The 16,010-nt window shown below is 34.7% G+C and carries 17 protein-coding genes and 1 riboswitch; of the genes, 3 read left to right on the plus strand and 14 right to left on the minus strand.

Translation table 11 applies throughout. The features are described 5' to 3' along the window. Nucleotides 1–26: 26 nt before the first annotated feature. The 5 genes from L2716_RS08160 to L2716_RS08180 all read right to left on the minus strand — a co-directional run bounded on the left by L2716_RS08160 (nt 27) and on the right by L2716_RS08180 (nt 5,097). Nucleotides 27–989 (minus strand): NAD(P)-dependent alcohol dehydrogenase, encoded by a 963-nt coding sequence (locus L2716_RS08160; protein ID WP_236333504.1) that lies wholly within the window; start codon nt 987–989, stop codon nt 27–29. A gap of 182 nt (nt 990–1,171) precedes the next feature. Next, on the minus strand, nt 1,172–2,065 hold the full coding sequence (locus L2716_RS08165; protein WP_236333506.1) for a 5'-methylthioadenosine/S-adenosylhomocysteine nucleosidase: 894 nt from the start codon (nt 2,063–2,065) through the stop codon (nt 1,172–1,174). A 175-nt stretch (nt 2,066–2,240) separates the two neighbouring features. Next, nucleotides 2,241–2,345, minus strand: a riboswitch (purine riboswitch). Between the two features lie 75 nt (nt 2,346–2,420). Beyond that, nucleotides 2,421–2,981, minus strand: a complete 561-nt coding sequence (locus L2716_RS08170) for a GNAT family N-acetyltransferase (protein ID WP_236337834.1) — start codon at nt 2,979–2,981, stop codon at nt 2,421–2,423. Between the two features lie 53 nt (nt 2,982–3,034). Further along, nucleotides 3,035–4,252 (minus strand): SpoIIE family protein phosphatase, encoded by a 1,218-nt coding sequence (locus L2716_RS08175; RefSeq protein ID WP_236333508.1) that lies wholly within the window; start codon nt 4,250–4,252, stop codon nt 3,035–3,037. After that, nucleotides 4,252–5,097, minus strand: a complete 846-nt coding sequence (locus L2716_RS08180) for an alpha/beta fold hydrolase (protein ID WP_236333510.1) — start codon at nt 5,095–5,097, stop codon at nt 4,252–4,254. Before L2716_RS08180 ends, L2716_RS08175 begins: the two co-directional genes overlap by 1 nt. 331 nt (nt 5,098–5,428) lie before the next feature. Here L2716_RS08180 and L2716_RS08185 point away from each other — a divergent pair, with 331 nt between their 5' ends. Beyond that, the gene (locus L2716_RS08185; protein WP_236333511.1) at nt 5,429–5,695 is read left to right on the plus strand and encodes a hypothetical protein; all 267 of its coding nucleotides are present in this window, start codon (nt 5,429–5,431) and stop codon (nt 5,693–5,695) included. A gap of 68 nt (nt 5,696–5,763) precedes the next feature. Here L2716_RS08185 and L2716_RS08190 read toward each other — a convergent pair whose 3' ends face one another. From L2716_RS08190 to L2716_RS08200, 3 genes are all read right to left on the minus strand, one after another. Then, a complete protein-coding gene (locus tag L2716_RS08190) occupies nt 5,764–6,285 on the minus strand; it encodes a GNAT family N-acetyltransferase (RefSeq protein WP_236333514.1) in 522 nt (173 codons plus the stop codon). A gap of 39 nt (nt 6,286–6,324) precedes the next feature. After that, nucleotides 6,325–6,777, minus strand: a complete 453-nt coding sequence (locus tag L2716_RS08195) for a GNAT family N-acetyltransferase (RefSeq protein WP_236333515.1) — start codon at nt 6,775–6,777, stop codon at nt 6,325–6,327. A gap of 422 nt (nt 6,778–7,199) precedes the next feature. Next, complete coding sequence (locus L2716_RS08200) at nt 7,200–7,436, minus strand: hypothetical protein (RefSeq protein ID WP_236333517.1); 237 nt, start codon at nt 7,434–7,436, stop codon at nt 7,200–7,202. A 112-nt stretch (nt 7,437–7,548) separates the two neighbouring features. On the opposite strand from L2716_RS08200, the gene L2716_RS08205 reads away from it, so the two are divergent. Beyond that, nucleotides 7,549–7,839 (plus strand): DUF6958 family protein, encoded by a 291-nt coding sequence (locus L2716_RS08205; protein WP_236333518.1) that lies wholly within the window; start codon nt 7,549–7,551, stop codon nt 7,837–7,839. 115 nt (nt 7,840–7,954) lie between these two features. Here the strand turns inward: L2716_RS08205 and L2716_RS08210 are convergent, their stop codons facing one another. Then, on the minus strand, nt 7,955–8,713 hold the full coding sequence (locus L2716_RS08210; protein WP_236333520.1) for a class I SAM-dependent methyltransferase: 759 nt from the start codon (nt 8,711–8,713) through the stop codon (nt 7,955–7,957). A 946-nt stretch (nt 8,714–9,659) separates the two neighbouring features. Between L2716_RS08210 and L2716_RS08215 the strand changes: the two genes are divergently transcribed. Beyond that, complete coding sequence (locus L2716_RS08215) at nt 9,660–10,154, plus strand: GNAT family N-acetyltransferase (RefSeq protein WP_236333522.1); 495 nt, start codon at nt 9,660–9,662, stop codon at nt 10,152–10,154. A gap of 349 nt (nt 10,155–10,503) precedes the next feature. On the opposite strand, the gene L2716_RS08220 is transcribed toward L2716_RS08215, so the two are convergent. From L2716_RS08220 to L2716_RS08240, 5 genes are all read right to left on the minus strand, one after another. Continuing rightward, nucleotides 10,504–11,385, minus strand: a complete 882-nt coding sequence (locus L2716_RS08220; RefSeq protein ID WP_236333524.1) for an aminoglycoside phosphotransferase family protein — start codon at nt 11,383–11,385, stop codon at nt 10,504–10,506. Between the two features lie 248 nt (nt 11,386–11,633). After that, nucleotides 11,634–12,185, minus strand: coding sequence for a GNAT family N-acetyltransferase (locus tag L2716_RS08225; RefSeq protein ID WP_236333526.1), 552 nt, complete (start codon nt 12,183–12,185; stop codon nt 11,634–11,636). Between the two features lie 126 nt (nt 12,186–12,311). After that, nucleotides 12,312–13,208 (minus strand): GNAT family N-acetyltransferase, encoded by an 897-nt coding sequence (locus tag L2716_RS08230; protein WP_236333528.1) that lies wholly within the window; start codon nt 13,206–13,208, stop codon nt 12,312–12,314. 470 nt (nt 13,209–13,678) lie between these two features. Next, complete coding sequence (locus L2716_RS08235; RefSeq protein WP_236333530.1) at nt 13,679–14,815, minus strand: restriction endonuclease; 1,137 nt, start codon at nt 14,813–14,815, stop codon at nt 13,679–13,681. A gap of 584 nt (nt 14,816–15,399) precedes the next feature. Continuing rightward, nucleotides 15,400–15,921, minus strand: coding sequence for a GrpB family protein (locus L2716_RS08240; protein WP_236333531.1), 522 nt, complete (start codon nt 15,919–15,921; stop codon nt 15,400–15,402). Nucleotides 15,922–16,010 lie beyond the last annotated feature (89 nt).

Genomic DNA, 16,010 nt, shown 5'->3' on the forward strand with positions numbered 1-16,010 from the left:
GCTAAGGCCTTTTACCGTTGTTTTTCTCAATATGTGATGACGACATTCCCTTTTTTATGCCCTTTGTCGACGTAGTCATGGGCTTCGGCAATTTGTTCCATTGGGTAGCTTCGATCAATGACTGTTTTTACCGTACCAGCTTCTATTAAATCCTTAAGGAACATTAAATCCTCCGTACTACTGCCTGATAAGCCGCTTATGATCTTTTTGCTTCCAATTTTTGAAGTCCACAATATTTGAAAAACTTCTCGGTAATTCATGACTGCTGTTACAAAGATACCATTTTGTTTTAACGATTTTCTAGAATGGGAAAACGCAATCTTTCCTACTGTGTCAAAAATCAGATCATACTCCATTTCGTTTGCTGTGAAATCCTCGTGCGTATAATCAATGACTTGATCTGCACCAAGTGATCTCACCAGCTCTACATTCGAAGTACTACAAACACCCGTTACGTTAGCACCAAAATACTTAGCAAGCTGGATCGCATACGTACCTAAACTACCTGATGCTCCGTAAATCAATACGTTTTGACCGCTTTCAATCTTCCCTTTTCTGAGAAAAGCAAGTGCAGAAAGTGCACCAAACGGAACAGAAGCTGCTTCCTCAAAGCTCATATTGTCTGGCTTAATTGCGACGGGACCATTCTCACGCATGCTAATGTATTCTGCATAAGTACCTCCGTAAGACCCGTAAACTTGGTCACCTTTTTGAAATAATGTCACATGACTTCCTACCGCTTCAATTTCTCCAGCAAAATCCATACCTAAAGTGGTTCTCTTAGGTTTTCTGAGTCCTATTGCGATTTTAGAAATTGGCCACAGAGGAAGTGACTTTCTGTTGCCATTTCTCATTCTCGAGTCACCTGAAGATACCGTTGTCGCATAAACTTTAATGAGAATTTCATTTTCGTTTACCGTAGGTTGATCAACCTCTTCTAGCTGAAGCACATCTGGCGAACCGTATTTCGTATACGTGATTACTTTCATAAATGCATACACCCCTAGATTTTTCTTCGTATTCATTTCAGCTCCACTAATATATGCTACAGATGTCCAGCTATATCACTTTATAAATTATTTAATTCCACAATGTTGATTCCAAACCCTTTATCTCTTAAACACAAAAGCTGACCCAATCAAAGGTGATTAGAGTCAGCTGTTTTAGAGATCTATTTTGTTTTAGTAAGGTTCGTTATATGTTCTTTCACTACTTCAAATACATATTCTTGATTAGCGGCGGCTGTATCTGGATTGTATTTGCCACCATTTGTTTTGTTGTTGGACAAGATTCGAATTCCTAGGAAAGGTACGTCATAAGCTTTTGCAATTTGCGCGCCAGCAGCACCTTCCATTTCTTCGACAGATGTTCCAAACTTAGAATGGAACCATTGAATACGGTCCACTTCGTTATTCCAAAAATCTCCTGAGCCAATTGTACCTTCTACCACTTTACCTTTTTTGTGTTGATCTTTCACAGCTTTTGCGGCTTGGATCAAATCAGGATCGCCCTTGTAATACCGAATTTTCTCAGCATTAGGATCTTCCCCAGCACTTCCTTCAGAAGCCATCAAGTCCATCGGTATCCATGTTTTCGGTGCGATGCCCTCGCCTTCCTTTTTATCTGGTGTTTTTAATGAAGCGATGTTAACTGTTCGTTCACCAATCACGATATCGAATACGTTTAAGTTAGGATCATGCCCACCAGACGTACCTTGATTGATGATTGCGACTGGATCATACTTTTCAATTGCTAATGCGGTTGCTGCTGCTGTGTTTTCCATACCTTTACCTGTTTTCGTGACAATCACTGGATAACCGTCTAATTTACCTTTATAGAAGACAAATGTCCCTGATTTCTCTTCTTCAACGTCGTCTAACCGCTCTGAAAATTCTTCAGCTTCTATTGGCATTGGACCTTGAACAATAATTGGCCGTTGTTTCTTTTCTTGATCATTCTTTTGAGCGTTTCCTGATTGAGTCGGACTACATCCCGCAACAACCATTAACGCTAGTAAAGTGAAGAATGCGAAAAATTTCCTTGTTGTAAACTTTTGATTTCCCATAGATCTCTCTCCTTTTTGTAAGTAGTGTTGCCTTATACTCATTATTCAACAATAAAAAAAGGTCTAGAAACGTAGAATGCATTCTACCCTCTAGACCGACAGAGCCAAAGTATAAAAAATAAAGCAAAACAAAAAACGTTGCTTCATAAATGTAGCAGTGACTAAAAAAGCCGAAAGCTTACATACTTCAACTCGTAGTCCAGTTCTTTCAAATGGGAACCGGGTAGAGACACTCAGACCATATTACCGAGAATATACGAGTATTATTGATGTTTTTTGAGAACTTCACTGTGCAAATATAGCAAACCAAACAAAAATAATCAACCAAAACTGAACATTTAACCAAAAAAATCTACTATCGTTCGTGTTTAAGTGCGTCGAAATCCTGTTTTAAGATGGAATACATGTATAAATCATCAAATTTACCACAGGTGTATTCATAATGCCTTAGTAAACCTTCCCTCATAAACCCTTGCTTCTCTACAAGCTTTTGAGATGGGATATTCGTCGGTTCAATTAAAGCCTCGATTCGCTCGAGTTGGAGCTGCTTGTAGCCATACTCTACAACCGCAGACAATGCTTCACTTGCAATCCCCTTCCCCCAATATGGTTTACTCAATTCGAATCCAACTTCAGACCGCTTATGCTTGGTGGTCATATTAAGAAAACCACATGAACCAATCACTTCACCTTGCTCTTTTAAGGTAATCCCCCACCTAATGCCTGAAGACTCTCTAAATATAGATTCATACCACTCTATTTCATCTAACGCATCGTTAATCGTTTCAAATGGATCTAATCCCATGTGTTTTACCACTAATGGGTCAGATAAATACGTCAGCATATCCTGAGCATCCTCTGCTGTCACTTTTCTTAAAAGTAAACGTTCAGTTTCAATCGTTGGAAAGTCTTTCAACATATATGATGCCTCCATAAATTTCAGTAAATGAACAAGGACGTTTATCTGCTTTAAGATAAACGCCCTATTAGATCAATTAGTATAAAGCATTTGTCGTCATTTTTGTGATAGCCGTTCTCTTCGTCTTTAATTAATTGCAAAAGTTTACCTTTGAATAATGAAAATTCATCAAACGGATGTTTCTTAAATAATGAGGAAAGCTTATGGGATTCAAAAGGGTCCATAACCCCATCTGTATATAGGAGTAGCCTTCCTCCTTTGTTATAAGAAAACCTTTCAGCCTTATACGTTTGCCCTGAAAATGATCCGAGGGGTGGGTTTGTATATGGTAGTTCAAATTGAACACCTTCGTGATCTTGCCAAATACCTGGTGGATGTCCTGCGTTAATATATTCTACTGTTTGTTGATTTGTATCGACAAACAAATAAATAGCCGTGCAGTAGTGCCACGTTTCCTCATTACTTTGAAACAATCCCTGTAGATGATGGTCTAATTCCTCAAAAATTTCTGCAGGCTTATTCCCCTTTAAAATCAATCGTTGAAACAAAGATTGTAATGACATGGTGATTAAAGCTGATGAAATACCATGACCCATCACATCTAATATCATAATGCCGTATTTCTCAGGACTAATTTGATAGAAACCGTACATATCTCCAGATAACTCGCTAGATGCCTTGTAGTACGCATCTATTACGATTTCATTTTGTACAATAGGCTCCGTTAACGAAGTTTCTTGTATGTTTCTCGCTAAACGTAATTCTTTTTCAGTATCTATTTTAAACTTCATATTCTCTTCATTTAAATCGATTAATTCTGCTTGTTTAACTTCTAGTTCATCGAGTGTATCTTCAAGGTCTTGATTGGCTTTTCTTTTTGCAGCTAATGCTGACTCTGTTCTTTTCTTTGCAATCAATAATTCATTTTCAAATTCGCTTCTTTTTTGAATGGGAACGATAATGCAATCGATTGAATCATGATTTGATCTATATACCGCATTAATTAGTACTGGTATTTCCTCACTGTTATGCGCTTCTAAAGAGATGTACATTTCTTCAACTGGTCTTTCAGCTTTAATTAACGGAACAAAATAAAGCTGATAAAACATGCGAGCAGGAACGGTGAGTATAAGATTAATATTTTCACCTATTAATTGATTTGTTTCATACCCTAGCAAATTCAATAATGTTTGATTCATGGAAAGGATTTTTCCTTGCATTGATAATGTCAAAAATCCACATGGTGCATGATCTAATTGCTCATCCATTATGTCGCATTACCAGTCTTTAGATGTCTAGGCTTATCGATTCTTTCTTGCAAATACTCACGAATTAATTCAGTGGTCTCTTCAGGAAAACTCATATGCGGACAATGCCCCGTAGCATTCATCTGTCTATATGTGCTCAGAGGTAAATGTTGGTGAAGGTATTTCCCAACATTTTCTGGAGCGATCACATCTTCAGAGCATTGTAAAATAAGAGATGGGATGGATACATTCGGTAAATCCTCACGATTGTCAGCAAAGAACGCTGTTTTTGCAAATTGAAGAGCAATAACCGGATCTGTTGAACAGAATCGATCTTCTAACTCGTTAGCAAGCTCAGGGCGTTCGGCATTTCCCATTACTGTCGATGCGAACACATTCGCCCAGCCAATATAATTTTTCTCCATTAAATCTATTAAACCTAGAAGTTCTTCTTTTTCAAAGCCACCAAAGTAATTCGGTGGAACATTTAAATAACAAGGTGAAGGTCCAATCATAATCAGGTTTGAAAATGTTTCAGGTTTTTTTAAAGATGCTAACATTCCGATTGTACAACCGACAGAATGACCAACGAACACAGCATCTTTAATGTCTAAGGCTTCACATACGTCAAGAACGTCTTGAGCATAGCCTTCCAAGGAGCTATATCTCTCTTCGTCATATGCATTTACATCAGATTCCCCTAAACCAACATAATCAAATAAGATGACTTGATAGTCTTCAAGGAAAGAATCTGTTACATACTTCCAAACGTTTTGATCGCACCCAAATCCCGGTGCAAAAATCATAGGAATTTCACCTTTACCTTTAATTTTCACATTGTTTCGTTTCATTATAGTCTTGTCCATAACCTAGCTCCTTTCACTATAAATAATATTTCTTCTTATATAGCTTAGTAGAGAATGGTAAATTCAAATCATCATCAATGCTGTGTCAATATGTTGAAGAAACATTGGTCTTAGCGAAAACACGGGATATGAACTTCCATGTCAATCATATCAAACTTTCCTCTAAAAAAGTATTCCATCCCCCAATGAGATATCCCTTCCTTTCTAAGAAAAATGATGAATAAATCCTGATCAAGCACTGTTTTATGTTCTTTCACAAATGTTTCTGTCAAATAACGATTCCTTTCATAACATATAAGAGAGACTTCATAATTATTGGGGAGGTAATCATTTGAAGGAGTTTATGGCTCAACACTGTATGCAACATATTGAAAAGCCTGTGGTTATTACTACTTATAGCAAGGAAGTTTATCATGGAATAATTAAAGGTGTAGATTCTGAGAAGGTATATCTACAACCACTTGAAGAAAGTGACGGGAGATTTTTCCCACTATTAGGTGCAGGGCTTATAGGGCTAGGCCTTGGGACGATTGCAGGCGTAACGCTTTTTCGTCCCTATCCATACTACCCACCTTATGGATACGGTTATGGTTGGTAAACGTTTCAACCAGTAAATTGAATACGAAACAAAATGTCTCATTACCATAAACATAATGAGACATTTTGTTATACATACTTTTCCATACGGATGTCGTACCACATTTGATCCTGCCAATACGTAAAATCTTTAATCCTAGCAATCTCTTTGTACCCTAATTTCCGGTACAGATGTTGTGCTTGATCATTAAATTCAAACACACCCAATTCAATTCGATTTAAACCGGCTTGCTTGATCTGCTTTTCTAAAAATTGAATCGCTTGATAGCCGATCCCTTTACCACGACCTTCTGGTTCTCCTATCGTAATACCAATCCATGCGGTTCCCTTTACTTGTTTGTATAGATGGGCCGGATCAACCATATAATTCATTTCACCAATCAACTTGTCATCCAAATAGATAAGAAAAATTATTTGATGTTCGAGCCGTTGTTTCATCTCATCAACCGTAGTTTGTACTTGTTGTTCAAGCGCTTCTTTATTTGGGTTTGGACGAATTAATGGAACTAAAGAGGTATCATTTTCCCATCTATTGAAAACCTCCATATGATTGAAATCTGGCTCAGTCAGTCTCCTGAAGTGGACTTTCATAATGTACTCCTTTCAATGAAAAAATGTACTAGGGATAAACTAACGATCTGCCACTACCATCAGCATATCGACATGTGGAATCCCGTCTTCCAAGTACACATCTGTTACTTCTTTAAACCCAAACGAACCATAAAAGTTGCGAAGGTGTTCCTGGCCATGGAGCGCTATCGTTTTCACACCATATTCCTGCACGAGTACGTCAATAGCAACATTCATCATTTCACGGGCTATTCCCCGTCCACGGTGTGGCTTCGCAATTAGTACCCTGCCAATTGAATAGTCATCATCGCCTTCAAGTGGCGGAACAATACGGCAGTAAGCTGCCATCTCACCGTTAATTTCTGACCAAATATGTAAGCACTCCTCATCTCGCCCATCCACTTCTGGATAAGGACATTCTTGTTCTACGACAAATATTTCTACCCGCTTTTGCAAAATCGTATATAATTCCCCTTTCGTCAACTCTTGAAAGGTTTTCTTCACCCATTCCATAGCCATCTTCCTTTCTAATGCTACTAGTACTATAACGAAAGGGAATTCATTTGAAAAGCGTCAAACTAGGAGTCATGTCCCCGCACTTGATCTAAGATCGTAATTCACTAATGAATCCGCCCTTTTCTTTGATTCATCTCTATTGATTAGACCTTAACGGGTAAATCGCTCATAAGATATACAAACTTTGAAAGGGGATAGAAAATGAACTTTCCATTTAACGGGGGACTTAACGGTTATGTTTGGCCAATAATCGGTTTCAGCTTTTTATTTGCGATTATCATCATTATTTTCACGTGGATATTCGTGTTCAAATCCTTCAAATTTTTTTATTAAGCCCTATACTATGAAGTGGCGTATCCTCCTCAAGGAGAACGCCACTTTTTAAAGGGATATATTAAAGCTCCCTACAATGCAAGAAGCTATTTCTTCTTAATACTGTATATGATTAGTGCCAACCCGGTAAAAAAGAAAAGAGGTACAAATAAGTTGCTGAAGAAACCACTTGCCTCAACCTCAGGGACTTCACCTGTCATCCTCCCTGAGAAAAAACCCGCCTTTATCAAACTCGATGAAATCAAGGAAACTCCTCGCTCAAGTGTATAAATAAGACCAGACATTATTGCAAGTAAAAGCCCGGTTATTTTATAAAAATTCATCAGTAATCACTCTCCTAATCCCACAAAATTAACATTGTATTAATACAAATAAGGGTAAATATAGTATCATAAAGTTAGTAAACTTCACCAACTACCAAAGGGGGAAAATTCAATGGAAGAACGAGTACAGTTACTGCATCCAGATTCCAAGGAAATGCCATCTATAAATAAAGAAAAGTATAATTTGGTAAAAAAAACGATCATAGATATCATTAGAGAAAACAACATTATTACCTTTAAAAACCTTTCTAATGAAAGTTCTCATCGTTTAAATGAAATACTAGATGGGTCACCTAGCTGGTATGTCACTAGCGTCAAACTTGACCTTGAAGCGCGAGGTATCATAGAACGCTTAGCTAAAACTAGCCCTCAACAACTCCAGTTAGTTAAGGATGAGGATTGAAAACTTTTCTTCATACAACAAGTAATGACAACAAGTTACTTCCTAAGAATTTATCTACCATTACTTTTACGTTTGGTTACTTTTGCAACAATCGCTCCCTTTTCAGGAAGGATACCTATATTTTTTTAGAGATAATAAAAAGTTCTGCAAAATCATTAGTGATTTCCTTAAGAGGATCCAATCGTAAATCCTTTTCCATTTTCTCCAAACCATTCTCATAGTCTGTTTCACTGATTAAAGTTAGAACAGAAATATCTCTGTTTTGAGCATATTGTATGTAATCATCGACTAATATGTCTTCCTTACGATATTCAATTCTTTTACGAACTGTAAATCCTCTCTTCAAAAGTTGCTGGTAGATTAACTCATCATCCCAAAACCTTTTTAAATCTTCTTCATAGGCTGATGGAAAATACTTATAAACCCACCATTCAGGCATTTTATGGATAGCAATATTATGTAATTTATATACTCCATCATTCTTCAAAACACGAGCAATTTCATCCAACGCACTGTCTTTGTTTTCGTAATGATGGAATGCATAGTTGTTTGATATGTAGTCCAAAGTGTTAGTTTCAAATGGTATATTTTCAGCATAACCATGTACTAAATTCACATTATTAACTTTCTCACTAGCCTTCTTTATATCCTTTGAAGCATCTAAGCCGTTCCAAACGATATTTACATTTGAAAACAGCGGCACTTGTTTTGCAAGGTATAAACCAGTGCCACATGATAGATCGAGTACATTATATGAGCCATTATTATGTTGATTTATATATTCTTCTAAGTCGTAATCCTTCTTTACTTCTTGTATTCTATATTGATTTTTATCATACTTATCCGCAATTATAGAGTAATCTGTCTCTTTCATGCCAAACCTCCCTCAAATCAAAATTTATGTTATAGGTTTCACTGTTAGCTTTTTAAAGAAATGCCCCCTTTTATGGAGTAAAGACCTAATTTTTTAAAGACCTAATATTATTTTTTTATCCCATTGTAAAAGAGAAAAACAAAGAAAAGGAAAGTGCAACAATTACATCGTGTTGTATTGTTGTTTTTATAGTTGGAATCCATTTAATATAACTTGAAAGACTTACAATCCTAGCTATAATGAAAAGGATTATAAAGTAACTTAAGATTGTTAGTCTCATATGTTATCTCCTCGTTATGTTTATATGGGGCTTAACTATGAAAGAACTGTCCCCTTTTCTTAAATAGAAAAATATATATTTTATATAATATTTATAGCAAACAAATGAATTGCTACTACAGTACCAAATGAAACAAATCCAGTAATTTTTAACGGGTGAGTAAATTTATATTCATTAAATGGAGTAACTCGTTTAACAATTTCCCAGAATAAAATACTACCTATCAAGATAATAAATCCTCCCGCAAGAAATACTTGATCAAGTAAATTTACAACTCCAATAATGTGATCAATGAAAAGAACCCATAAGTAACCTAAAAATGCATTTAATAGGATAACCTAAAAGAACTCTTTAAATTTCATTGAAACTCCTCCCTTTTTCATTATTTTAGACAGCACGTTCTTAGTGTAAGAATATCTTCATAAGCTTTCCGATCTAGTTAGGATTTTAGCTTTATAGATGGATTTATTATTGTTTTCATACTATATTAAATACTCCTCTAATTGTTATATTTCTTAAGTCGGTCTTTTCTCTTTATTAGATCAACGCCTCCGACGGCTCATTACTGGATTTTTTACTTATTAACCTAATTACTGAAGTTGTTTGTAACTTGAGATCGACTAGATTATACTCAAATTATATTACAAATAATGGAGGAGTAAATTATTGAAATCAACCACTACAAATTCTACGGTCCAACTTATTAAATACAATCATAATTATGATAGAGATCTTTCTAACTTTCACCTCCCAAATGAGCAATTAATGTTCACAGCTTTACCCTTACAGAAAATTAATGATCCTAACCTTTCAGACCAAACCATACATATTCTAATTCTAAAAGATGATAAGGCAGTAGGTTATTTTGCTCTAGAACAAGGTTCTAAATTACACAAATACTCTAGTAATGAAAATGCAAGATTATTAACCGCATTTTCAATTAATAAAGAAAGCCAAGGCAATGGTTTAGCAAAGTCAGGTCTTAAAATGCTTCCAAGTTTCATAAGCAAAAACTTCCCTAACATAAACGAAGTTGTCCTTGGAGTTAATCAAAAAAATTCAGCAGCAATTAGTCTCTATCTGAAAACTGGATTTGTGGACAATAATGAAATATTTAACGGTCCTAAAGGACCACAACATATCTTGCACCTGAGTATTTAATTATGATAAAGGACGCTTTCCTTGTTCAAGTTAGGCGTCCTTTCATTTAAAATTGTTCTACTTTGAACTGCTCATTTCTTACAGAAATGCCCCCTTTTCAATATTTTACCATAAGAAGGTTAATTATTTATTTTTTCCCATTCAAAAACCGGAAGATTAAAAAATCTTCCGGTTTTGCCTTCTTTTCTTAAAAACTTGAAACTGAGATACCTCCAATGATATAAAGGGCCACAATTTACTATAATAAAAAATAAATAGGAGAAGGATAAGACCAATTATCCCTCCTATAATTTATACAAACACTTTATATGAACATTGACTATTTCATTCATGTAATAGTCAGTTTGAGTTATTGATTTAGTTCATAATCCTCCTGAATGATATTAATGATATTATATGATTCTTCTGCGATTACTTTGTTAGATCTTCTGTTCCAATTGTAAGTAATTAGAGCTTTCCATAATGCCCATCCTCGTGCCCTGTTCCATGTTTCTTCGTCCGTATTTAATGTACGTTTAAATTCCTTTCTGCTTTCGTCATCGAAAAAGGTCCATGCCATGACATAATCACAAGAAGGATCACCTACTCCTAAAATCCCAAAATCTATAACAGCAGAGAGCTTACCATTTCTAGTGAGAATATTACCTGTAGCCATATCACCATGAACCCAAACAGGGTGACCGAAAAATTTAGAGCTCAAAGCAAGATTCCAGATTTCATCTAGTAATGAGGTGTTTAATGTATCTGTGTTCGCGTCAAGAGCATCTCTAGTCTCTTGATCGTATATTGCAAGATCGCCACCTCTATAAAAATTGTGTTTCCCTGCTAAAGGACCTCCATTAGCATTTACAGATTGAAACTCATTTAAAAATGCTCCCAAGTCTCTTGCAAATTGGTTAAAATCACGAATATTTTTAGGAGTTAACGTTTCCCCCTCTAACCACTTGAAGATTGACCACGGAAACGGGTATTCCTGATTAGGATCCCCTTTTGCTATCGGTGTCGAAATTGGTAAAGATAATTCTCTAGCTAATATTGGTAACCACTTTTGTTCTTTCTCAACTTGAGGAACATAATTTTTAGAACTCGGTAACCTTACACTCATATAATCACCTAAGTGGAAAGTTCTATTATCATTTCCACCATTTCTCACAGGTGTAATATCTAATTCTGACCATTTAGGGAATTGTTCGTTTATTAACCTTCTAACTAAATCAACATTAATTTCCATTTAATACTCCTTTACCAGTTAAGTTTTCATCACCTTGTTTTCTTTTACTTCAGCCTCCCATTTAGTTATATATAAGTTCATTAGAATTACCTCCCTGATATAAATTACCATCATTGTAGCAATAACATAGCTAAGGTTTAAGATTCTAAACCCAAAGATATCTCGAAGGAGTCTTCCAGAAAAATGCCCAATCCTTATGTATTGGGAGCAGCTGTTTTATGTAATAAGTGCCCCCTTTTCTTGAAGACTCAATATTTAGATAACACTTGCTGATTCTTATATATAGAATACCTGAGATAATTATTTGTATTATCTTCTTTTGGACTCTCTAATTTGAGGCCAATTTTCTTTGCAACTTTTTTAGATCCTTGATTTAAGTAATGTATATCAGCTACTATCTTTTCCAGTTCAACGTTATTAAGAGCATGTTGTAATATTACTCTTGCAGCTTCCGTAGCATAACCTTTACCCCAATATTTTTGTTTTAGTCTCCAGCCAATTTCAATATCAGGGCCGATATTATCAATGGGAATTAATAAGATCCAACCAATAAATTTTTTATCATTATCTTTTGATTCAACTGTCCAGTACCCTAATCCCTTAGGATAGATTGTTTCAATTCTTTTTCTAATAAAATCCTTATGCTTTATCTGATTAGAACTTGGTCCATTTATTAGCTCTACTATCTCAGGTATATACTTAACTACCTCCAGATCACGATCCATTTCTACACAGTTTTCCATGTCTTCCAAGGTCCGTTCACGTAAAATTAATCTATCTGTTTCGAAAGTCTGTAACATTATGATTTCTCCTATAAAATATTGCTTTTATTTAGCTCTCAATTATTTATAATTAAACAACAAGAGACGTAATTCTTTGATTGCTGAAGACCACTTAATAATAGTTTATTATTTTGAGTGATTAATTTATTTCTTTGTTAGTTTAAAATAATCCATTGTAGAAGTCTCTTTGAAACCACAAGATTGGTAAAGGTTTAAAGCATTCATGTTCTTTACTGCAACTTGTAGCATAATTTGTTGAACTTGTTTTTCTTTTAATTTCTCTATAGCTTTCATCAGTATATCTCTGCCAAAACCTTTTCCTCGATATTCTGGAAGTACGCCTAATCCATAAATTCCACCTACACCACTTTGTACTTCCATATGAACTTTACCTATAACCGATTGGTTTAGTTCAGCCAGAAAAGTATCCATTCCGTGCTTTGATTCTTCTTCAGTAAGTGTTAATTCTTCCTCCAAAGAATTCACTTGAAAGTATATAGCATTTTGTCGTGCAATTTCTTTTGCATCTTGATTAAGAGCCTTTCTTAGTTTTAAGTTTTTCATAACTGTGGCTCCTCTTGCTTCACCTCCCCAAAACATCTCATATTCTGAGTTTTCGTATTGAGCTCCCGTATTCTTAATAAAATTAATTCCAGGTGTAGAAGTGCGATCACATAACAAAAGCATATGTTGCGATTTCCTCTTATTCCACTCATCTTGAACTAATGAAAACAAACGTTTGAAGACTCCCATTCTCCTAAAATCAGGATGAACCATCCCATTTACTTCTATTGTTTCGGAACCAAATTGACAGATCCCCATATAGCCTATAAGTTTTCCACCATCATAAAACATAAACTCGTTGATTTTATCCTTACCTATACTCTCGTTAAAAGATTTATTTAATTTGTAATCAAGTTCTAGTTTTAGTGTTACATGTTCTTTTTCAAGGCAGTATTCTCTTAATGTAAGTATATCTTCGTAATCTTCTCGATCTAATGAAGATTTTAGTTTTATAGATGGATTTATTATTGTTTTCATTCTATGTTAATTTCTCCCTTTTTATTTTTCTTACGTCGTCATTTCCTGTTTATTGGAGAAATGCCCTCTTTAGTTGAGGAAGTTTCTCTGAAAAGTTACTTATCAGAACTGTAGGTTACTAAATAGGGTAATAACAATGAAATTAAAAGAGCTACAAAAATCATTGATACTAAACTAATAGCAAAATAAAATTCGAGTTATCCTGATAAATTATATTCCTTGTTAGCATCATTGGTATTATTACTAATAAAGTGAGTCTTCCAAGGTTAGTTGACTTAAGCTCGGTCTCACATTCATCACAGTGTAGTTCCCTACTTTTAAAAAGTGATATGTAGGTTTTATTCCAGCCGAATTGATAGTTGCACACATTACATTTTGGTAGCATCATTAGATCCTCCTTGATTCGCAAAAGCCCATTTAATGGAATATGAAAATCTAGAATGGTTTTACTATTCAATGCAGTTCTAATACTACTCACCTTCAAAATAGGAAAAATCCACTTCTTTAACTACCAATTTCTTTTTAATACTGACACCAATATTATTTTCAATCATTAATTTTGCTAACTTTCGACCATCAATTAAAATGATTTTTTTACTTTCTAGCCGATCAGTGTATTCTTCAGCCCCTTTAGAAAAGCTAGAAGTAGTAATAAAGATGCCCTTCCTTGCTCCCTTTGCATCAAGTGCTCCTGAAAAACTCATTACATCAGGTCTGGTTACTGTATTTTCCCAACGTTTAGCTTGTAAATAAATATTATCAAGCCCTAATTTATCTTCCTTAATAATTCCATCAAGACCTCCATCATTAGTTTTTTCAGTAACTTCACCATCTCCATATCCCATAGAAGTTAAAAGTTCAACTACTATTGTTTCCAACCTTCTCCAATGGGCTTGTTTCAAATGCTCTATTAAATCATTTATTAAATCAGTTTCGATCTCCTGAACTTTATCAAGTATAATTTCAAATGGATCAACTACATTTTCTAACTCCTCTATTTCATCCACAATATCGTCAAAACTATCGTTTAATAGCTGTAAACCATCTTGTGTAATTTGATATGTAAATTTACTAACCTCTTCTATATACTCTTGCTTTTTTAACGAATATCTAGCCGATCTCATTCTTGTCGTAAAAATACTATCTCTGCTATTGGAATAAGTGATATTTCTTTGACTTTCGTTTAAGTTAAATACAGTTTCTACCTCATCGTTTATCATGGATGTGGTGTATGGTTTGCCATCTCTTAAAGCCGTTAAAATAGGAAGTACTAATTCTTTTTGTGAAGGTAAAGTCTCAGCTACGTCTCTATTAAAACTTATTTCTAGAGATTTGTGATTATTTAACATCTCATTAAAGGCTTTATCATTCCCTGGAACACCGTTACTACTAAAAACTTCATGGATTTGATTAGCGCTCAATCCGTTCTCATTTAATTGTTTTATGTAGGTTAAAATTCTCACAGATTCTTCATTATAGAGTTTATTCCTTCCTTCCTTACTCATTGGTATATATTCTTTGAATTTTTTTATCCAACCGCGTCCAGTACTCTCAACCCATCCTACAGATTCTGATAGAGCCTTTTGATTAATATATTGATTACTCATAAACACCCCTCCAATCCATATTATGTATTATATTACCATTAGGTATAGCTAATGATAATATTTCATCTAATAAACTGCGTATTAAAAAGGAAAATTTCCAAGCTCCTACAATCCTGCCCTAAATCTATAAAGAGCGCTCACCTTATATTCAGCAAGCGCCCCCTATAACGGAATATTTGGTTTAAAGAACTAAGATTCCAATAACAATAAGGATACCTCCAAATAAAATACGAAATCCTTCACTTGACATAGGATTGGAAATTAAATCAACTGTGATAAATAAAACCCTTTTCCAAATACTACTTTTCGATTCACCCTCTTCTATCAACATCAAAATTCCAGAGATACTCAAATATATACCAATTGAAAAGCAAATTAATGCTACCAATATCACATCGTTCACATCCTCTAAAACACTAAATTCTTAAAGTATTCTTTTCGAATAAATCCCCTAAGTTAAAAATCTTCCATAGATTCCTATACCAATTATTTCAAATTATTAGATTTAACTCAATCACTGATTTCATAAAGAAAAAGACATATCCTTATTTCGGATATGCCCCCGATTCTTGAGTAAACTTATGTTATTGTTTATTTGATCGGTACCAACTTAAAGCTTTTTTCTCAATCTCAGATACCATTTGCTCTTTACCCTTTATGTAAGATGCAATATCATAAGGGAATTGTTTTGATAACTCTTCTTTCAACTTTCCATATTTGTTCTTTAGTTCATTATTACTTCTCAAGTAATCTCTAAAAGCTATGTGGCGTTCAATCCCTACGTCACCTTGTTGGTATATATGAATATGATGAGTTCTTGCATTACCGCCTTTTTGAAAATACCTTCGACCGGGTATTCCATTTTCACCTCTTGGTTCATATCCATTTGCTTTCATTTGATCATCAAATTTATCTATTTCGTTAATATCTTTTACTACTGACAGTATGTCAATTATCGGTTTTGCATTTAGCCCTTTTATTGATGTGCTACCGATGTGATGAATAGTAACTATTTGGGATCCGTATATGCATTGTAATTTAATCATCTCCTGATGAAACATCTTGGGCCATTCCTCATTATAAGGACAAACTTCTACTCTTCTCACTTTATTACACCTACCTTAAAAAAGGCTTTTCTATTCCGACAAAGCCCCTTTATCATGAATAAATCAAAATTATTTAAACTACATTTTTG

Source organism: Pseudalkalibacillus berkeleyi (assembly GCF_021608225.1).
In the GTDB taxonomy this organism is placed as follows: Bacteria; Bacillota; Bacilli; order Bacillales; family Fictibacillaceae; genus Pseudalkalibacillus; species Pseudalkalibacillus berkeleyi.